Below are 13,109 nucleotides of genomic sequence, written 5' to 3'. Positions count from 1 at the left end.
CGTCAAGTGGGAGTAAACCGCTCTCGGAGACACAAGGGGGAAATATGAGAATCACGCGCAATGTCGCAGCCATCGGGGCGTTGACCGCGCTGGCGTTGGGTGCCACGACCGCGTTCACGACGACCGCCTCCGCCGCACCCAACGTCACACCGCAGGGCGTCTGCGGCAGCGCCTACAAGACCGTGAACTCGGCGCCCATCGGCTCGCTGGGCACCGTCTACCTGACGTACAACTCCTCGAACGGCAGGAACTGCGTCGCGACCATCCGCGCCAACCCGGGCACGGCCAAGTACATGTCCGCGTACATCTACGTCCCCGACACCGACGAGTGGGCCGGCGACTCCGGGAATTACACGTCGTACGCGGGGCCGGCCTACGTCTACGGCAAGGGCTACTGCGTGAGCTGGGGCGGCAGCATCGACAATGTCTACGTGTCGGTGGAGAACTCCAACTGCGGCTCCCTGAAGGAGCACCGGGTCACCGAAATCCGCTGATCCGGCTCATCACACACCCGGCCATGAGTTCCCGCGCCGCCACCTCCCGCAGTGCGACCTTGCAGGCCTTGCCTCTGACGGTCATCGGGAAGGCTTTCATGAGCCACAGGTGGCGCGGGATCTTGTAACGGGCCGGCCTGTCACCACAGAACTCGGCCAGCTGCTCGCCGTCGGCATCCCACTCGATCCGCACGATCGACCTGCCCACCCGTCACAGCAGACACCGTTGCAGTACGACTGGGTGCGAACCCGTGTGGGAGCCCCCATCGCGTCCCTGCCCTTCCGTCCCGACATACCGACTGGTTAGTCTGCCGGGGTCGAGCGGTGGTGTGTGCCGCGGTGAACCGGAGAGGCAGGGCCGATGAGTACGGTGCGGGGCGCGCGAGTGGTGGTCACGGGAGCCGGTGGCGGTATCGGTGCCGCGCTCGCCCAGAGATTCGTCGCCGAGGGCGCCCGCGTCGTCGTCAACGATCTCGACGCCCTGAAGGCCCACGCCGTCGCCGAGTCCATCGGCGCGGTCGCCGCCGTGCCGGGTGACGCGTCCGCCGTGGTCGAGCAGGCGCGGGACGCGCTCGGCGGCGGCGTCGACATCTACTGCGCCAACGCCGGTGTCGGCTCGGCCGGTGACGTCTTCGCCGACGAGGACGTCTGGGCGGCGGCGTGGGACGTCAACGTGATGGCGCATGTCCGCGCCTCGCGGATCCTGCTGCCCGACTGGCTGGAACGCGGCGCGGGCAGGTTCGTCTCCACCGTCTCCGCCGCCGGACTGCTCACGATGATCGGCGCCGCGCCGTACAGCGTCACCAAGCACGGCGCGCTCGCCTACGCGGAATGGCTCTCGCTGACCTACCGGCACCGTGGCCTCAAGGTCCACGCGATCTGTCCGCAGGGCGTCCGTACGGACATGCTGGCCGCCACCGGATCGGCGGGCGACCTCGTACTCGCCCCGACGGCCATCGAGCCCGACGAGGTCGCCGACGCGCTGTTCGAGGCGATGGAGGAGGACCGGTTCCTGGTGCTGCCGCACGCCGAGGTGGCCGGCTTCTACCGGGCCCGATCCACCGATCCCGACCGGTGGCTGACCGGCATGAACCAGATTCAGCAGAAATGGGAGGGAGTCGGGCGATGACGGAGTCGACGGCGGACGGAGCCCGGCCGGAGGTCCTGCCGGAACCGTCCATGACCATGAGTGGGAAGATCCTCGTGCGGGTGCCGCGTTCACACCAGGGGACGGCGCGGGACACCATGGCGGCGGACCCCGCGACGAGCTGAGAAAGGCAGGCGGCGACAGTGGCCAGAACGACGGACGGGAACGGCACGCCCGTGCCCCAGCGGCTGCTGGCCGCCGCCACCAGGCTCTTCGCCGAACAGGGCTACGGCAGCACCTCGGTCCAGGAGATCGTGGAGGCGGCCGGCGTCACCAAGGGCGCGCTGTACCACTACTTCGGCTCCAAGGAAGACCTCCTCCAGGAGGTGTACGCACGGGTGCTCCGCCTCCAGCAGGAACGGCTGGACGCCTTCGCCGACGCGGACGAGCCCGTCGAGCGGCGGCTGCGCGCGGCGGCGGCCGACGTGGTCGTGACCACCATCGACAACCTGGACGACGCGGCGATCTTCTTCCGCTCCATGCACCATCTGAGCCCGGAGAAGAACAAGCAGGTACGGGCCGAGCGGCGGCGCTACCACGAGCGGTTCCGCGCGCTGGTCGAAGAGGGCCAGCGCAGCGGGGTCTTCACCTCGGCCACGCCGGCCGACCTGGTGGTGGACTACCACTTCGGGTCGGTCCACCACCTCTCCACCTGGTACCGGCCGGACGGCCCGCTCACCCCGCAGCAGGTCGCCGACCATCTCGCGGATCTGCTGCTGCGGGCGCTGCGCCCGTAGGGCCCCTCAAAGACCTACGCGTACTTCCGCAACTCCCGCCGCGCCAGCGAACGTTGGTGCACCTCGTCGGGGCCGTCGGCCAGTCGCAGGGTCCGCGCCGCGGCCCACAGCTCCGCCAGGGGGTAGTCCTGGCTCACCCCGCCCGCGCCGTGCAGCTGCACCGCGCTGTCGATGATGCCGACCACCGCGCGCGGGGTCGCGATCTTGATGGCCTGGATCTCCGTGTGCGCGCCCCGGTTGCCGACCGTGTCCATCAGCCAGGCCGTCTTGAGCACCAGCAGCCGCAACTGCTCGACGCTCACCCGCGCGTCGGCGATCCAGTTCCGCACCACGCCCTGCTCGGCGATGGGCTTTCCGAAGGCCGTACGGGACACGGCCCGCCGGCACATCAGCTCGATCGCGCGCTCGGCCATGCCGATCAGCCGCATGCAGTGGTGGATCCGGCCGGGGCCGAGCCGTGCCTGGGCGATGGCGAAGCCGCCGCCCTCCTCGCCGATGAGATTCGCCGCCGGGACACGGACGTCGGTGAAGGTCACCTCGGCGTGGCCGCCGTGCCAGTGGTCCTCGTAGCCGTACACGCTCATCGCGCGCTCGACGGTGAGGCCGGGGGTGTCGCGCGGGACGAGGATCATCGACTGCTGGCGGCGGATGTCGGTGCCGTCCGGGTCGGTCTTGCCCATCACGATGAAGATCTCGCAGGCCGGGTTCATCGCCCCGGAGATGTACCACTTGCGACCGTTGATCACGTATTCGTCGCCGTCGCGCTCGATCCGGGTGCGGATGTTCGTCGCGTCGGACGAGGCGACCTCCGGTTCGGTCATCGCGAACGCCGAGCGGATCTCACCGGCGAGCAGCGGCTCCAGCCAGCGCTTCTTCTGTTCGTCGCCGCCGAACTGGGCCAGTACCTCCATGTTTCCGGTGTCGGGCGCCGCGCAGTTGAGCGCCGTCGGGGCCAACTGCGGGCTCAGGCCGGTGATTTCGGCGAGCGGCGCGTACTGGAGGTTGGTGAGCCCGGCGCCGTGCTCCGCGTCCGGGAGGAACAGGTTCCACAGTCCGCGCCGACGCGCCTCGGCCTTCAGCTCCCCGACGATCGCCGGGGTGTCCCAGGGGTCGGCGAGCCGCGCGCGCTGTTCGTGCGCGATCGCCTCGGCGGGGCGTACGTGCTCATCCATGAAGTCCAGCAGCCTGCTGCGGAGTTCCTCGGTGCGGGCGTCGAATGCGAAGTCCATGGGTGCGGTCAGCCTTCCTGCAGGGTGGTGAGGCCGTGCTCGATGAAGACGGGGACGAGATCCCCGATGCGCTCGAATCCGCCGCCGACCGTCTGGCCCAGCGTGTAGCGGTAGTGGATGCCTTCGAGGATCACCGCGAGCTTGAACCAGGCGAAGGCCGTGTACCAGGCGACCGCCGAGGTGTCGCGGCCCGAACCGGCGGCATAACGCTCGACCAGCTCGGCCGGGTCGGGATGGCCGGCCGCGCCGGCGGTCGTGCTGATGGGGGAGCCGGTGATCTCCAGCGGCGCGCTGTACATCACCAGCAGGCCGAGGTCGGTCAGCGGATCGCCGAGCGTGGACATCTCCCAGTCCAGCACGGCCTTGATGCGGTCGTCGTCACCGATCAGGACGTTGTCGAGACGATAGTCGCCGTGGATGACGGTCGGCGCGGGGGAGTGGGGCAGGGAGCGGCCGAGAGCCGCGTGCAACTCGTCGACGCCGGGCAGGTCCCGGTTGCGCGAGGCGTCCAACTGCTTGCCCCAGCGGCGCAGTTGGCGGTCGAGGAAGCCCTCGGGGCGGCCGAAGTCGCCGAGCCCCACCGCCGAGGGGTCGACCGCGTGCAGCTCGACCAGGGTGTCGACAAGACCGAGGAGCACGGCGCGGGTCCGCTCGGGGCCGAGAGGAGCGAGCTGTTCGGCCGTGCGGTACGGCGTCCCCCTCACGTACTCCATGACGTAGAAGGGCGCCCCGAGCACATCCGTGTCCTCGCACAGCAGCAGCGGCTCCGGGACCGGCACGGCGGTCGGGTGCAGCGCGCTGATCACCCGGAACTCGCGCTTCATGTCATGGGCCGTGGCGAGGACATGGCCGAGCGGGGGCCTGCGGACCACCCACTCGTGGGCGCCGTCGGTGACCAGATACGTCAGATTCGACCGGCCGCCCTCGATCAGCCGGGCGCCCAGTGGTCCGCCCACCAGTCCGGGGCGCTCGCGGTCGAGATGGCCGCGCAGCCGCGCCGGGTCGAGTCCTGGCGGGGGACTGGCGCTCATCGGTCGTACCTCCATGGGCGGGCGGGGGCGGTGGAAGGCCTTCGCCGTTCATGATGCCGACCAGTCGGTATGCCGTCCAGTGCGTGACGGGAAACCGCCAAGGGGGGCCGGGTCCGGGGTGGGCGGACCCGGCCGGGTGCGACCGGGGATCAGTGGTCGTCCCAGTGCCCCTCGTGGGCGGCGTGCCGGTGGCCGTCGTGGACGTAGTCCTTGTGGTCGCCGTGCGCGACGGCGGGTGGCCGCAGCCCTCCAGGTGCTGGTGCGGGTGATTCTCGTGGACGACATGGGCGGCGGGCTCGCACTCGTCCCAGTGCTCGGCGTGGCTGCGGTGCAGATGGCCGTCGTGCGCGTAGTCGACATGGTCACCGTGCCGCAACTCGGTGTGGCCGCAGGTCGGTCCGTGGGTGTGCTCGTGCGTGGGGTGTTCCTGGTGACTGGCCGTCATTATGTGTGCCTTTGCTGGGTTCGGTGATGATGTGCGAAGCCGCACGGGACGCTACCAGTCCTGTCCGTGATGGCTGGTAGGTCCGGTTCGCGTCACAGCACCGTCACGCCGAACGCCGCCAGGCAGATCACACAGGCCACCGCCGCCACGCCCGCGCGCACCGGCAGGGCGCGCGGCTCCGCCGTGTCCAGCGCCACCATCCGACGGTGTGCCACCCAGAGGAACGCCAGCCAGACGAGCGCGCCCAGCACCGCCGCGACCACCCCCGCCACCGTCACGTCGTCCCTGACGACCTGTCGGCCCGCGAGCACCGCCACGACCGTGTACGTCAGGGTCGTACGCCGCCAGGCCAACCGTGTGCGCTCCGGCTGGAGGCCGGGGTCCCGCTCGGCGGCCTCGTGTTGACGGTCCGGGCCGCCCATCAGCCGGTCCGGCCCGTCGACACCACGACCAGCATGATCACGGCGACGGCCGCGACGGACAGACCCAGCAGCGTCGGAAAAGCTGTCACCGGCAGATCCTCGCCCCGGCGCATCGCCCGTTCGCTGCGCACCCACTGACTGATCGCCCGCAGCGCGCTGAGCGCGCCGATGGCGAACAGCACCACCGCCAGCCCCACCCGCACCCCCCAGCGCAGGTCCGGCAGGAACTGGTCGACCGCGAATCCGCCGCCCACCAGGGCGAGCGCGGTACGGATCCAGGCGAGGAACGTGCGTTCGTTGGCGAGCGAGAAACGGTAGTCGGGGGTCGTGCCATCCTCGCTGATCCGCCGGGGAGCGAACCACAGGCGCAGGCCGCGTACGAAGTCGATCACCCGTCGCACCCTACGCACCTCAGGCGCGAGCCGCCTTCAGCCGCTCGTACGCCGCCACGCCGTCCGGCGTCCACCGCCATCCGCCGTCGTCCGCGCTCCGCGCCAGCCGGCGCTCCAGCTCCTCCTCGGTGAGGAAGGTGTGCCAGTCGATCTCGTCAGCCTGCGGGGCGACCGGCAGCACGCAGCGGACCTCGTAGACATGCGACCACCAGCTCAGCGAGCCGTCCTCGGACTCGTACAGGAACGACAACAGCGGTACGGGGCGCGGCAGGTCCGGGACCCCGAGCTCCTCCGCGGCCTCGCGCCGCGCCGCTTCGTCGTACGTCTCGCCCGTACCGACCACACCGCCCACGAACATGTCGTGGTGGGAGGGGAAGGCGAGCTTGGTCGCCGTTCTGCGGTGGACGAAGACCCGGTCGTCGGCGTCGCGCGCGAGGATGAAGACGCAGCGGTGCCGCAGCCCCTTCGCGTACGCCTCGCCGCGCGGGGCCTGCCCCACGACGTTGTCGTTCTCGTCGACGATGTCGAGGATCTCGTGAGCGGGGTCAGCGGAGTCAGCGGGGTTCATGGGGACAGCCTGGCATGCCGAACAGTTGACTCGTTACCGGCCCGTACGGAAGATCGGACCACCTCAGTCGCCCCGGAGAAGGTGGGAACCCATGGCGTACGACGCTGATGTGATCGTGATCGGCGCGGGACTGGCCGGACTGGTCGCGACCGCCGAACTCGTCGACGCCGGGCGCTCGGTGGTCCTGGTCGACCAGGAGCCCGAGCGGTCCATCGGCGGACAGGCGCACTGGTCCTTCGGCGGGCTGTTCCTCGTGGACTCGCCCGAGCAGCGGCGGCTGCGCGTCAGGGACAGCCGGGACCTCGCGCTCCAGGACTGGCTCGGCACGGCCGGGTTCGACCGCGAGGAGGACCACTGGCCGCGCAAGTGGGCCGAGGCGTACGTGGACTTCGCCGCCGGGGAGAAGCGGTCCTGGCTGCGCGAGCGGGGCGTGCGGTTCTTCCCGGTCGTCGGCTGGGCCGAGCGCGGTGGCTACGGGGCGGTCGGGCACGGCAACTCCGTCCCCCGCTTCCACATCACCTGGGGGACCGGGCCCGGCGTCGTGGAGCCGTTCGAGCGCAAGGTGCGCGAAGGCGTCGCCAAGGGGCTGGTGACGTTCCGCTTCCGGCACCGGGTCACCGGACTCGGCGCCACGGCGGGCGCCGTGGACACCGTGACCGGCGAGGTACTTGAGCCGAGCGACGCCGAACGCGGCACGGCCAGCAGCCGTGTCACGACGGGCACGTTCGAACTCAAGGGCCAGGCCGTGATCGTGACGTCCGGCGGCATCGGCGGCAACCACGACCTCGTACGCGCCCAGTGGCCCGAACGCCTCGGCACCCCGCCCGCGCGGATGCTCTCCGGCGTGCCCGCCCATGTCGACGGTCTGATGCTCGGCATCACCGAGGAGGCCGGCGCCCACCACATCAACCGGGACCGGATGTGGCACTACACGGAGGGCATCGGGAACTGGAACCCGATCTGGGCCGCCCACGGCATCCGGATCCTGCCCGGCCCCTCGTCGCTGTGGCTCGACGCGCGCGGCCGGCGGCTGCCGGTGCCGCTGTTCCCCGGCTTCGACACGCTCGGCACGCTGGACCACATCATGCACTCGGGCCACGACCACACCTGGTTCGTCCTCAACCAGCGCATCATCGGCAAGGAGTTCGCGCTCTCCGGCTCCGAGCAGAACCCCGACCTGACGGGCAAGTCCGTGCGTGACGTGATCAACCGGGCGCGCCAGGACGTGCCGGGACCGGTGAAGGCGTTCATGGACAACGGCGCGGACTTCGTCGTGGAGAAGGACCTGGCCTCACTCGTGAGCGGCATGAACGCGCTCACCGAGGAGCCGCTGATCGACGAGGCCGAGCTGCGCCGGGAGATCACCGCCCGCGACCGGGAGGTCGCGAACCCGTTCACCAAGGACCTCCAGGTGACGGCCGTGCGCGGGGCGCGCGCGTATCTGGGCGACAAGCTGATCCGTACGGTGGCGCCGCACCGCATCCTCGACCCCAAGGCCGGTCCGCTGATCGCCGTACGGCTGCACATCCTGACCCGCAAGTCGCTCGGCGGTCTTCAGACCGATCTGTCCTCGCGCGTGCTACGCGCGGACGGTGCTCCGCTGGCCGGGGTGTACGCGGCGGGCGAGGCGGCCGGCTTCGGCGGGGGCGGGATGCACGGGTACCGCTCGCTGGAGGGGACGTTCCTCGGCGGCTGCATTTTCTCGGGGCGCGCGGCCGGGAGGGCGGCGGCCGAGGCGGTGGGCTGAGGTGGTGGGCTGAGGCGGTGGGCCGGAACTACAGGCGCTCCACCACCCGGAAGCGCTCCGCCACCACCAGCGTCCCGTCGTGCACGGTGTACGCCGGGTCGCCCAGCGCCTCCCGCATCTCGTCGCTGTGCCAGAACGCCTCGTGGCCCGCGCGCCAGGACTCCACCGAGTCGTATCCCTCGCCCTCGTCCAGGGCGTGCTGGAGATCGACCTGGCCCAGCGGCAGCACCCGTACCTCCGTCAGTTCGACGACGGCGATCTCGCGGCCGTCCGAGTCGATCAGCGCCGAGCGCTCGCCGACCGGCGGCAACTCCTCCTTCTCCGCCTCGTACTCGGCCAGCAGGCCCGTCGTCGAGACCTTCTCCCCGGACAGGACGGCCGCGACCAGCTGATCGCGCAGCGGTCCGGGGAAGGCGAGCAGAAAGGGCGGGAGGGCTTCGCGGGGCTCGCGGGGTTGGTCGGGGTGGTCGTCGTGGTGTTCCTGGGGCGTCTCCATGGGCGTCAGTCTGCCGGACTCTGACGAAACCATGACGGAACGCCGACGGCCCTGGCTTCCGGGCCCCGGTGGTGTTCGAATCGAGAGGTGACCACTTCCGAAAGCCACCAGGAGGGCACGCCCGTCGGGCGGCGCCTGGTGCTCTCCATGCTCGGCCTCGGCGCGGCGGGCGTCGTCACCGCGCCCTATCTCCAGCGGGGGTTCGAGGCCTTCCTGGGCGCGGCGTCCGACCGCGATCCCACGGGACTGACCGGGCTGCTGCCCAACGGGGGCGGGTTCCGCTACTACTCGGTGGCCACCTCCGTACCCCGCAAGGGCCCCGAGGACTACCGGCTCACGGTGGACGGGCTGGTCGACCGGCCGACCACGTACACGCTCGACGCCCTGCGGAAGCTGCCGCAGACCCGCATGGTCCGTGACGTCCAGTGCGTCACCGGCTGGCGCGTGCCGGACACGCCGTTCGAGGGCGTACGGCTGTCGCGGATCCTGGACGCGGCGGGGGTACGGCCGGGGGCCGGGGCCGTGCGCTTCACCTGCTTCGACGGCACGTACAGCGAGAGCCTGACGATGGAGCAGGCGAGGCGGCCGGACGTGCTGGTGGCGCTGAGGATGCGGGACAAGCCGGTCGAGCACGCGCACGGCGGTCCGGTACGGCTCTATGTGGCGCCCATGTACTTCTACAAATCGGCGAAATGGCTCTCCGGGATCTCCGTCACCTCCGACGTCCGCCCCGGCTACTGGGAGGAGCGCGGCTATGACGTCGACGCCTGGGTCGGTCGGTCCAACGGCCGCACCGACACCCCGACCGTCTGATCCGCCGCGGGCGACGAGCCCCCGCCCCCGGCTGCGGAGGCGGTTCAGCCGGGCCGAGCGGCTGGTCCACCGGACGACGGCCGGGCTGATGCTGCTGTGCGTGGCGACGGCGGCCTGTCTGTACGTACCGCAGCTCGCCGAACTCGTCGGCCGCCGCTATCTGGTGGTCACGCTGCACGAGTGGTCGGGGCTGCTGCTGCCGGCGCCGTTCCTCGTGGGACTGGCGTCCCCGTCGTTCCGCGCGGATCTGCGGCGGCTGAACCGCTTCGCGCCGCACGACAAGGAGTGGCTGCGGGCGGTGCGGCGGCGCGACTTCCGGCCCGAGTCGCGCCCGGCGGGCAAGTTCAACGCCGGGCAGAAGCTGTACGGCGGCTGGATCGCCGGAGCCGTACTGGTCATGCTCGCGACCGGCCTGATGATGTGGTTCACCTGGCTGACGCCGCTGGTGTGGCGGACGAGCGCCACGTTCGTGCACGACTGGCTGTCGCTGGCCGTGGGGCTCGTGCTCGTCGGGCACATCGGGATGGCGCTCGCCGACCCGGAGGCGCGGCGCGGCATGCGGACGGGGTCGGTGGAACGGCCGTGGGCGGAGCGGGAGCACCCTCTGTGGAAGGAAGAGGAGTGACCCGCCCCGCCCGGCCGGGGACGTAACACGGCCTAGAGGATCAGGGACAGCAGCATCACGAAGCCGAGACCGACGACGGAGATGATCGTCTCCATCACCGACCAGGTCTTGATCGTCTGGCCGACGTCCATCCCGAAGTACTCCTTCACCAGCCAGAATCCGGCGTCGTTGACATGGCTGAAGAAGAGGGATCCGGCGCCGATCGCCAGCACCAGCAGCGCGGCGTGCGATGTCGACATGTCGGCGGCGAGCGGCGCCGCGAGACCGGCGGCGGAGATCGTGGCGACCGTCGCCGAGCCGGTCGCCAGCCGGATCGCCACCGCGATCAGCCAGCCCAGCAGCAGCGCGGGGATCGACCAGTCCTCGGAGAAGTCGAGGATCATCTGGCCGACGCCCGCGTCGATCAGGGTCTGCTTGAAACCGCCGCCCGCGGCGACGATCAGCAGCACGCCCGCGATGGGGCCGAAGGACTTCTCGACGGTCGAGGCGAGCCGGTCCTTGGTGAATCCGGCGGCGCGCCCCAGGGTGAACATGCCGACCAGTACGGCGGCGAGCAGCGCGATCAGCGGGGAGCCGACGACGTCCGCGACCTTCTGGACCTGGTTCTCCGGGTCGTCCACGACGATGTCGACGAGTGCCTTGACCAGCATCAGGACGACCGGCAGCAGGACGGTGGTGACCGTGGCGCCGAAGCTCGGACGCCTGTCGGTGCCGTCGGACTCGGACTCGCGCTTCTCCAGCGTCTGGAGCATCCGCTCGGGCGGCTGGATGTCCACCCAGCGCGCGGCGTAGCGGGAGAACAGCGGACCGGCGATGATCACCGTGGGTATGGAGATGACCAGGCCCAGCGCCAGTGTGACGCCGAGGTCGGCGCCGATGGCGTCGATCGCGACGAGCGGGCCGGGGTGCGGCGGTATCAGCCCGTGCATGACGGAGAGGCCGGCCAGCGCCGGGATACCGATCCTCATCAGGGAGAAGTTGCCTCGTTTGGCGACCAGCAGCACCACCGGGATCAGCAGCACGATGCCGACCTCGAAGAACAGCGGCAGCCCGATCACGGAGGCGATGAGGACCATGGCCCAGGGCATCGCCCGCCCGCTCGCCCGGCTGAGGATCGTGTCGACTATCTGGTCGGCGCCGCCCGAGTCCGCGAGCAGCTTGCCGAGTATCGCGCCCAGCGCGATCAGCACGCCGACACCCGCGACGGTGGAGCCGAGACCGGCGGAGAAGCTGGTGATGGTGTCGCCCAGGGACGCGCCGGCGAAGGCGCCGAGCGCCAGGGTGCCGATGGTCAGGGCGAGGAAGGCGTGCAGTTTGAACTTGGTGATGAGCAGGACGATGACGGCAATACCGGCGAGAACGGCGATGCCCAGCTGCGTGTTGCCGGCCGAGGTGATCGGTTCTACGGCGTCCGCTGCCAGCGTCTCGGCACTGAGACTGGTCACGGGGGTTCCTTAGTTCGGGAGTTCGGGTGTTGGGGAGTTGAGGAGTCGGGGAATTCGGGGGGACTGGCTTGTGTGTCAGGCGGGTTCGGGTTCGGGCTCGTGGGGATGGGGCCGGTCGAGACGTCCGAGCGCGGCGACACTCCGCCGGCTGATCTCCTCGGGAGTGCCCGTCACATCGACGGTGACGCCCGCCTCGTCGTCGCCCAGCGGCTGCAACGTGGCGAACTGCGAATCCAGCAGGGCCGTGGGCATGAAGTGCCCCTTGCGTTCCGCCATCCGCCGCTCGACCAGGGCGCGTTCGCCGGTGAGATGCAGGAAGACGGCGTCGGGCGCCGCAGCCCGCAGCCGGTCCCGGTAGACGCGCTTGAGCGCCGAGCTGCTGACCACACCGCCGAGACCGGCCCGGCCGTGCGCCCAGCGCCCGATCGCGTCGAGCCAGGGCCAGCGGTCGTCGTCGTCCAGCGGGGTGCCGGCGGACATCTTGGCGATGTTCTCCGGGGGGTGGAAGTCGTCGCCCTCGGCGTACGGGACGCCCAGGGCGGCGGCCAGCAGGGGACCGACGGTGGTCTTGCCGGTACCTGCCACGCCCATCACCACGACGACGTGGGGGGTGCTCATGTCATGCCTCGCTGTCTTCATGTGCTCCGCTGCCTCCGCGCTACTGAAACCCATATGTACGACGTATTCAAGGTGTCGTAACCCACACGTCATATTTTTTCTTCGGCGAGCCCGCCCCGTAGGCTTCCGCCATGACCACAGAAGGCCGGGGCCTGCATACCCATGTGCTCGACACCCTCGGTCTCGCCATCACGGGGGGCGAGTACCCCGAGGGCGGCGTCGTGCGCACCGACGAGGTCGCGCAGCGCTTCGACGTCTCGCGGACCGTCGTACGGGAAGTGGTCCGCGTCCTCGAATCGATGCACCTCGTGCAGTCGCGGCGCCGCGTCGGGGTGACCGTGCGGCCCGCCCGCGAGTGGAACGTCTACGATCCGCGGGTCATCCGCTGGCGCCTCGCGGGCAGCGACCGGCCGCGCCAACTGCGCTCGCTGACCGTGCTGCGCTCCGCGATCGAACCCGTCGCCGCCGGTCTCGCCGCCATCCATGCCACGCCCGAGCAGTGCGCCGCCCTCACCGAGCAGGCGCTCGGGATGGTCGCCACCTCGCGCGGCCATCAACTGGAGGGCTATCTGCGCCACGACATCGCCTTCCACCGGGTGGTTCTCGACGCGTCGGGCAACGAGATGTTCGCGCGGCTCGGCGATGTGGTCGCGGAGGTTCTGACAGGCCGTACGCGGCACGAGGTGATGTTCCACGACCCGGATCCGGCGGCCGTGACGCTGCATGTGCAGGTCGCCGAGGCCGTACGGGAGCGGGACGCGGCCCGCGCGGAGGAGCTGACGCGGGAGATCGCCGTCGGCGCGCTCCAGGAACTCGACGTACTGGCGCCCTGACCGGCGCCGCGCCCGGCCACGGCGGTGTCAGACTTACCTTTTCAGGCTCGATGGAGAGGCAGGTCCT

Annotated in this window: 17 protein-coding genes and 1 pseudogene; 8 read left to right on the top strand and 10 right to left on the bottom strand. The window is 70.6% G+C overall.

Annotated elements, in window-relative coordinates; translation table 11 throughout:
• The first annotated feature begins 44 nt into the window (after positions 1 to 44).
• Positions 45 to 494, top strand: a complete 450-nt coding sequence (locus ACIBLA_RS13440; RefSeq protein WP_363240908.1) for a spore-associated protein — start codon at positions 45 to 47, stop codon at positions 492 to 494.
• On the opposite strand, the gene ACIBLA_RS13435 is transcribed toward ACIBLA_RS13440, so the two are convergent.
• Positions 478 to 687 carry a hypothetical protein gene (locus tag ACIBLA_RS13435; RefSeq protein ID WP_399198609.1) on the bottom strand — a complete coding sequence of 70 codons (210 nt, stop codon included), beginning with the start codon at positions 685 to 687 and terminating at the stop codon, positions 478 to 480. The two genes, ACIBLA_RS13440 and ACIBLA_RS13435, sit on opposite strands and share 17 nt — an antisense overlap.
• Before the next feature lie 168 nt (positions 688 to 855).
• Here ACIBLA_RS13435 and ACIBLA_RS13430 point away from each other — a divergent pair, with 168 nt between their 5' ends.
• Genes ACIBLA_RS13430 through ACIBLA_RS13420 form a run of 3 tightly spaced genes read left to right on the top strand, consistent with a single transcriptional unit; the run spans position 856 to position 2,378 of the window.
• Positions 856 to 1,623, top strand: coding sequence for an SDR family oxidoreductase (locus tag ACIBLA_RS13430; RefSeq protein WP_363240910.1), 768 nt, complete (start codon positions 856 to 858; stop codon positions 1,621 to 1,623).
• Positions 1,620 to 1,766: a hypothetical protein gene (locus ACIBLA_RS13425; RefSeq protein WP_363240911.1), complete on the top strand. Its 147-nt coding sequence runs from the start codon at positions 1,620 to 1,622 to the stop codon at positions 1,764 to 1,766. Before ACIBLA_RS13430 ends, ACIBLA_RS13425 begins: the two co-directional genes overlap by 4 nt.
• A gap of 18 nt (positions 1,767 to 1,784) precedes the next feature.
• A complete protein-coding gene (locus ACIBLA_RS13420; RefSeq protein WP_363240912.1) occupies positions 1,785 to 2,378 on the top strand; it encodes a TetR/AcrR family transcriptional regulator in 594 nt (197 codons plus the stop codon).
• Positions 2,379 to 2,392: 14 nt separating this feature from the next.
• Here ACIBLA_RS13420 and ACIBLA_RS13415 read toward each other — a convergent pair whose 3' ends face one another.
• The 6 genes and pseudogenes from ACIBLA_RS13415 to ACIBLA_RS13390 form a co-directional block, all read right to left on the bottom strand.
• Positions 2,393 to 3,607 (bottom strand): acyl-CoA dehydrogenase family protein, encoded by a 1,215-nt coding sequence (locus ACIBLA_RS13415; protein ID WP_363240913.1) that lies wholly within the window; start codon positions 3,605 to 3,607, stop codon positions 2,393 to 2,395.
• A gap of 8 nt (positions 3,608 to 3,615) precedes the next feature.
• Positions 3,616 to 4,638 (bottom strand): phosphotransferase family protein, encoded by a 1,023-nt coding sequence (locus ACIBLA_RS13410; protein ID WP_399198607.1) that lies wholly within the window; start codon positions 4,636 to 4,638, stop codon positions 3,616 to 3,618.
• A 149-nt stretch (positions 4,639 to 4,787) separates the two neighbouring features.
• Positions 4,788 to 5,083, bottom strand: a pseudogene (locus ACIBLA_RS13405) (hypothetical protein).
• A gap of 92 nt (positions 5,084 to 5,175) precedes the next feature.
• Positions 5,176 to 5,505 (bottom strand): DUF202 domain-containing protein, encoded by a 330-nt coding sequence (locus tag ACIBLA_RS13400; protein ID WP_363240916.1) that lies wholly within the window; start codon positions 5,503 to 5,505, stop codon positions 5,176 to 5,178.
• Complete coding sequence (locus tag ACIBLA_RS13395; RefSeq protein WP_363240978.1) at positions 5,505 to 5,897, bottom strand: DUF202 domain-containing protein; 393 nt, start codon at positions 5,895 to 5,897, stop codon at positions 5,505 to 5,507. The genes ACIBLA_RS13400 and ACIBLA_RS13395 overlap by 1 nt, the downstream gene beginning before the upstream one ends.
• Positions 5,898 to 5,916: 19 nt before the next feature.
• Positions 5,917 to 6,465: an NUDIX domain-containing protein gene (locus ACIBLA_RS13390; protein ID WP_363240917.1), complete on the bottom strand. Its 549-nt coding sequence runs from the start codon at positions 6,463 to 6,465 to the stop codon at positions 5,917 to 5,919.
• Positions 6,466 to 6,556: 91 nt separating this feature from the next.
• Here ACIBLA_RS13390 and ACIBLA_RS13385 point away from each other — a divergent pair, with 91 nt between their 5' ends.
• Positions 6,557 to 8,212, top strand: a complete 1,656-nt coding sequence (locus ACIBLA_RS13385; protein ID WP_363240918.1) for an FAD-binding dehydrogenase — start codon at positions 6,557 to 6,559, stop codon at positions 8,210 to 8,212.
• A gap of 28 nt (positions 8,213 to 8,240) precedes the next feature.
• Here the strand turns inward: ACIBLA_RS13385 and ACIBLA_RS13380 are convergent, their stop codons facing one another.
• On the bottom strand, positions 8,241 to 8,708 hold the full coding sequence (locus tag ACIBLA_RS13380) for an ASCH domain-containing protein (protein ID WP_399198605.1): 468 nt from the start codon (positions 8,706 to 8,708) through the stop codon (positions 8,241 to 8,243).
• Positions 8,709 to 8,855: 147 nt separating this feature from the next.
• Between ACIBLA_RS13380 and ACIBLA_RS13375 the strand changes: the two genes are divergently transcribed.
• Together ACIBLA_RS13375 and ACIBLA_RS13370 are read left to right on the top strand one after the other, a co-directional pair.
• Positions 8,856 to 9,521, top strand: coding sequence for a molybdopterin-dependent oxidoreductase (locus ACIBLA_RS13375; RefSeq protein WP_363240979.1), 666 nt, complete (start codon positions 8,856 to 8,858; stop codon positions 9,519 to 9,521).
• Positions 9,463 to 10,146 (top strand): cytochrome b/b6 domain-containing protein, encoded by a 684-nt coding sequence (locus ACIBLA_RS13370; protein ID WP_399198604.1) that lies wholly within the window; start codon positions 9,463 to 9,465, stop codon positions 10,144 to 10,146. Before ACIBLA_RS13375 ends, ACIBLA_RS13370 begins: the two co-directional genes overlap by 59 nt.
• A gap of 32 nt (positions 10,147 to 10,178) precedes the next feature.
• Here the strand turns inward: ACIBLA_RS13370 and ACIBLA_RS13365 are convergent, their stop codons facing one another.
• Both ACIBLA_RS13365 and ACIBLA_RS13360 read right to left on the bottom strand, forming a co-directional pair.
• Positions 10,179 to 11,591 (bottom strand): gluconate:H+ symporter, encoded by a 1,413-nt coding sequence (locus tag ACIBLA_RS13365; RefSeq protein WP_363240921.1) that lies wholly within the window; start codon positions 11,589 to 11,591, stop codon positions 10,179 to 10,181.
• A 75-nt stretch (positions 11,592 to 11,666) separates the two neighbouring features.
• Positions 11,667 to 12,209 carry a gluconokinase gene (locus ACIBLA_RS13360; RefSeq protein WP_363240922.1) on the bottom strand — a complete coding sequence of 181 codons (543 nt, stop codon included), beginning with the start codon at positions 12,207 to 12,209 and terminating at the stop codon, positions 11,667 to 11,669.
• A gap of 131 nt (positions 12,210 to 12,340) precedes the next feature.
• Between ACIBLA_RS13360 and ACIBLA_RS13355 the strand changes: the two genes are divergently transcribed.
• A complete protein-coding gene (locus tag ACIBLA_RS13355) occupies positions 12,341 to 13,042 on the top strand; it encodes an FCD domain-containing protein (RefSeq protein ID WP_363240923.1) in 702 nt (233 codons plus the stop codon).
• Positions 13,043 to 13,109 lie beyond the last annotated feature (67 nt).

Origin of the sequence: Streptomyces sp. NPDC050433 (assembly GCF_044458565.1) — a bacterium.
Classification (GTDB): Bacteria; Actinomycetota; Actinomycetes; order Streptomycetales; family Streptomycetaceae; genus Streptomyces.
Note: the sequence above shows the minus strand (reverse complement) of the source record. Positions and strands in the feature narration are given on the sequence as shown.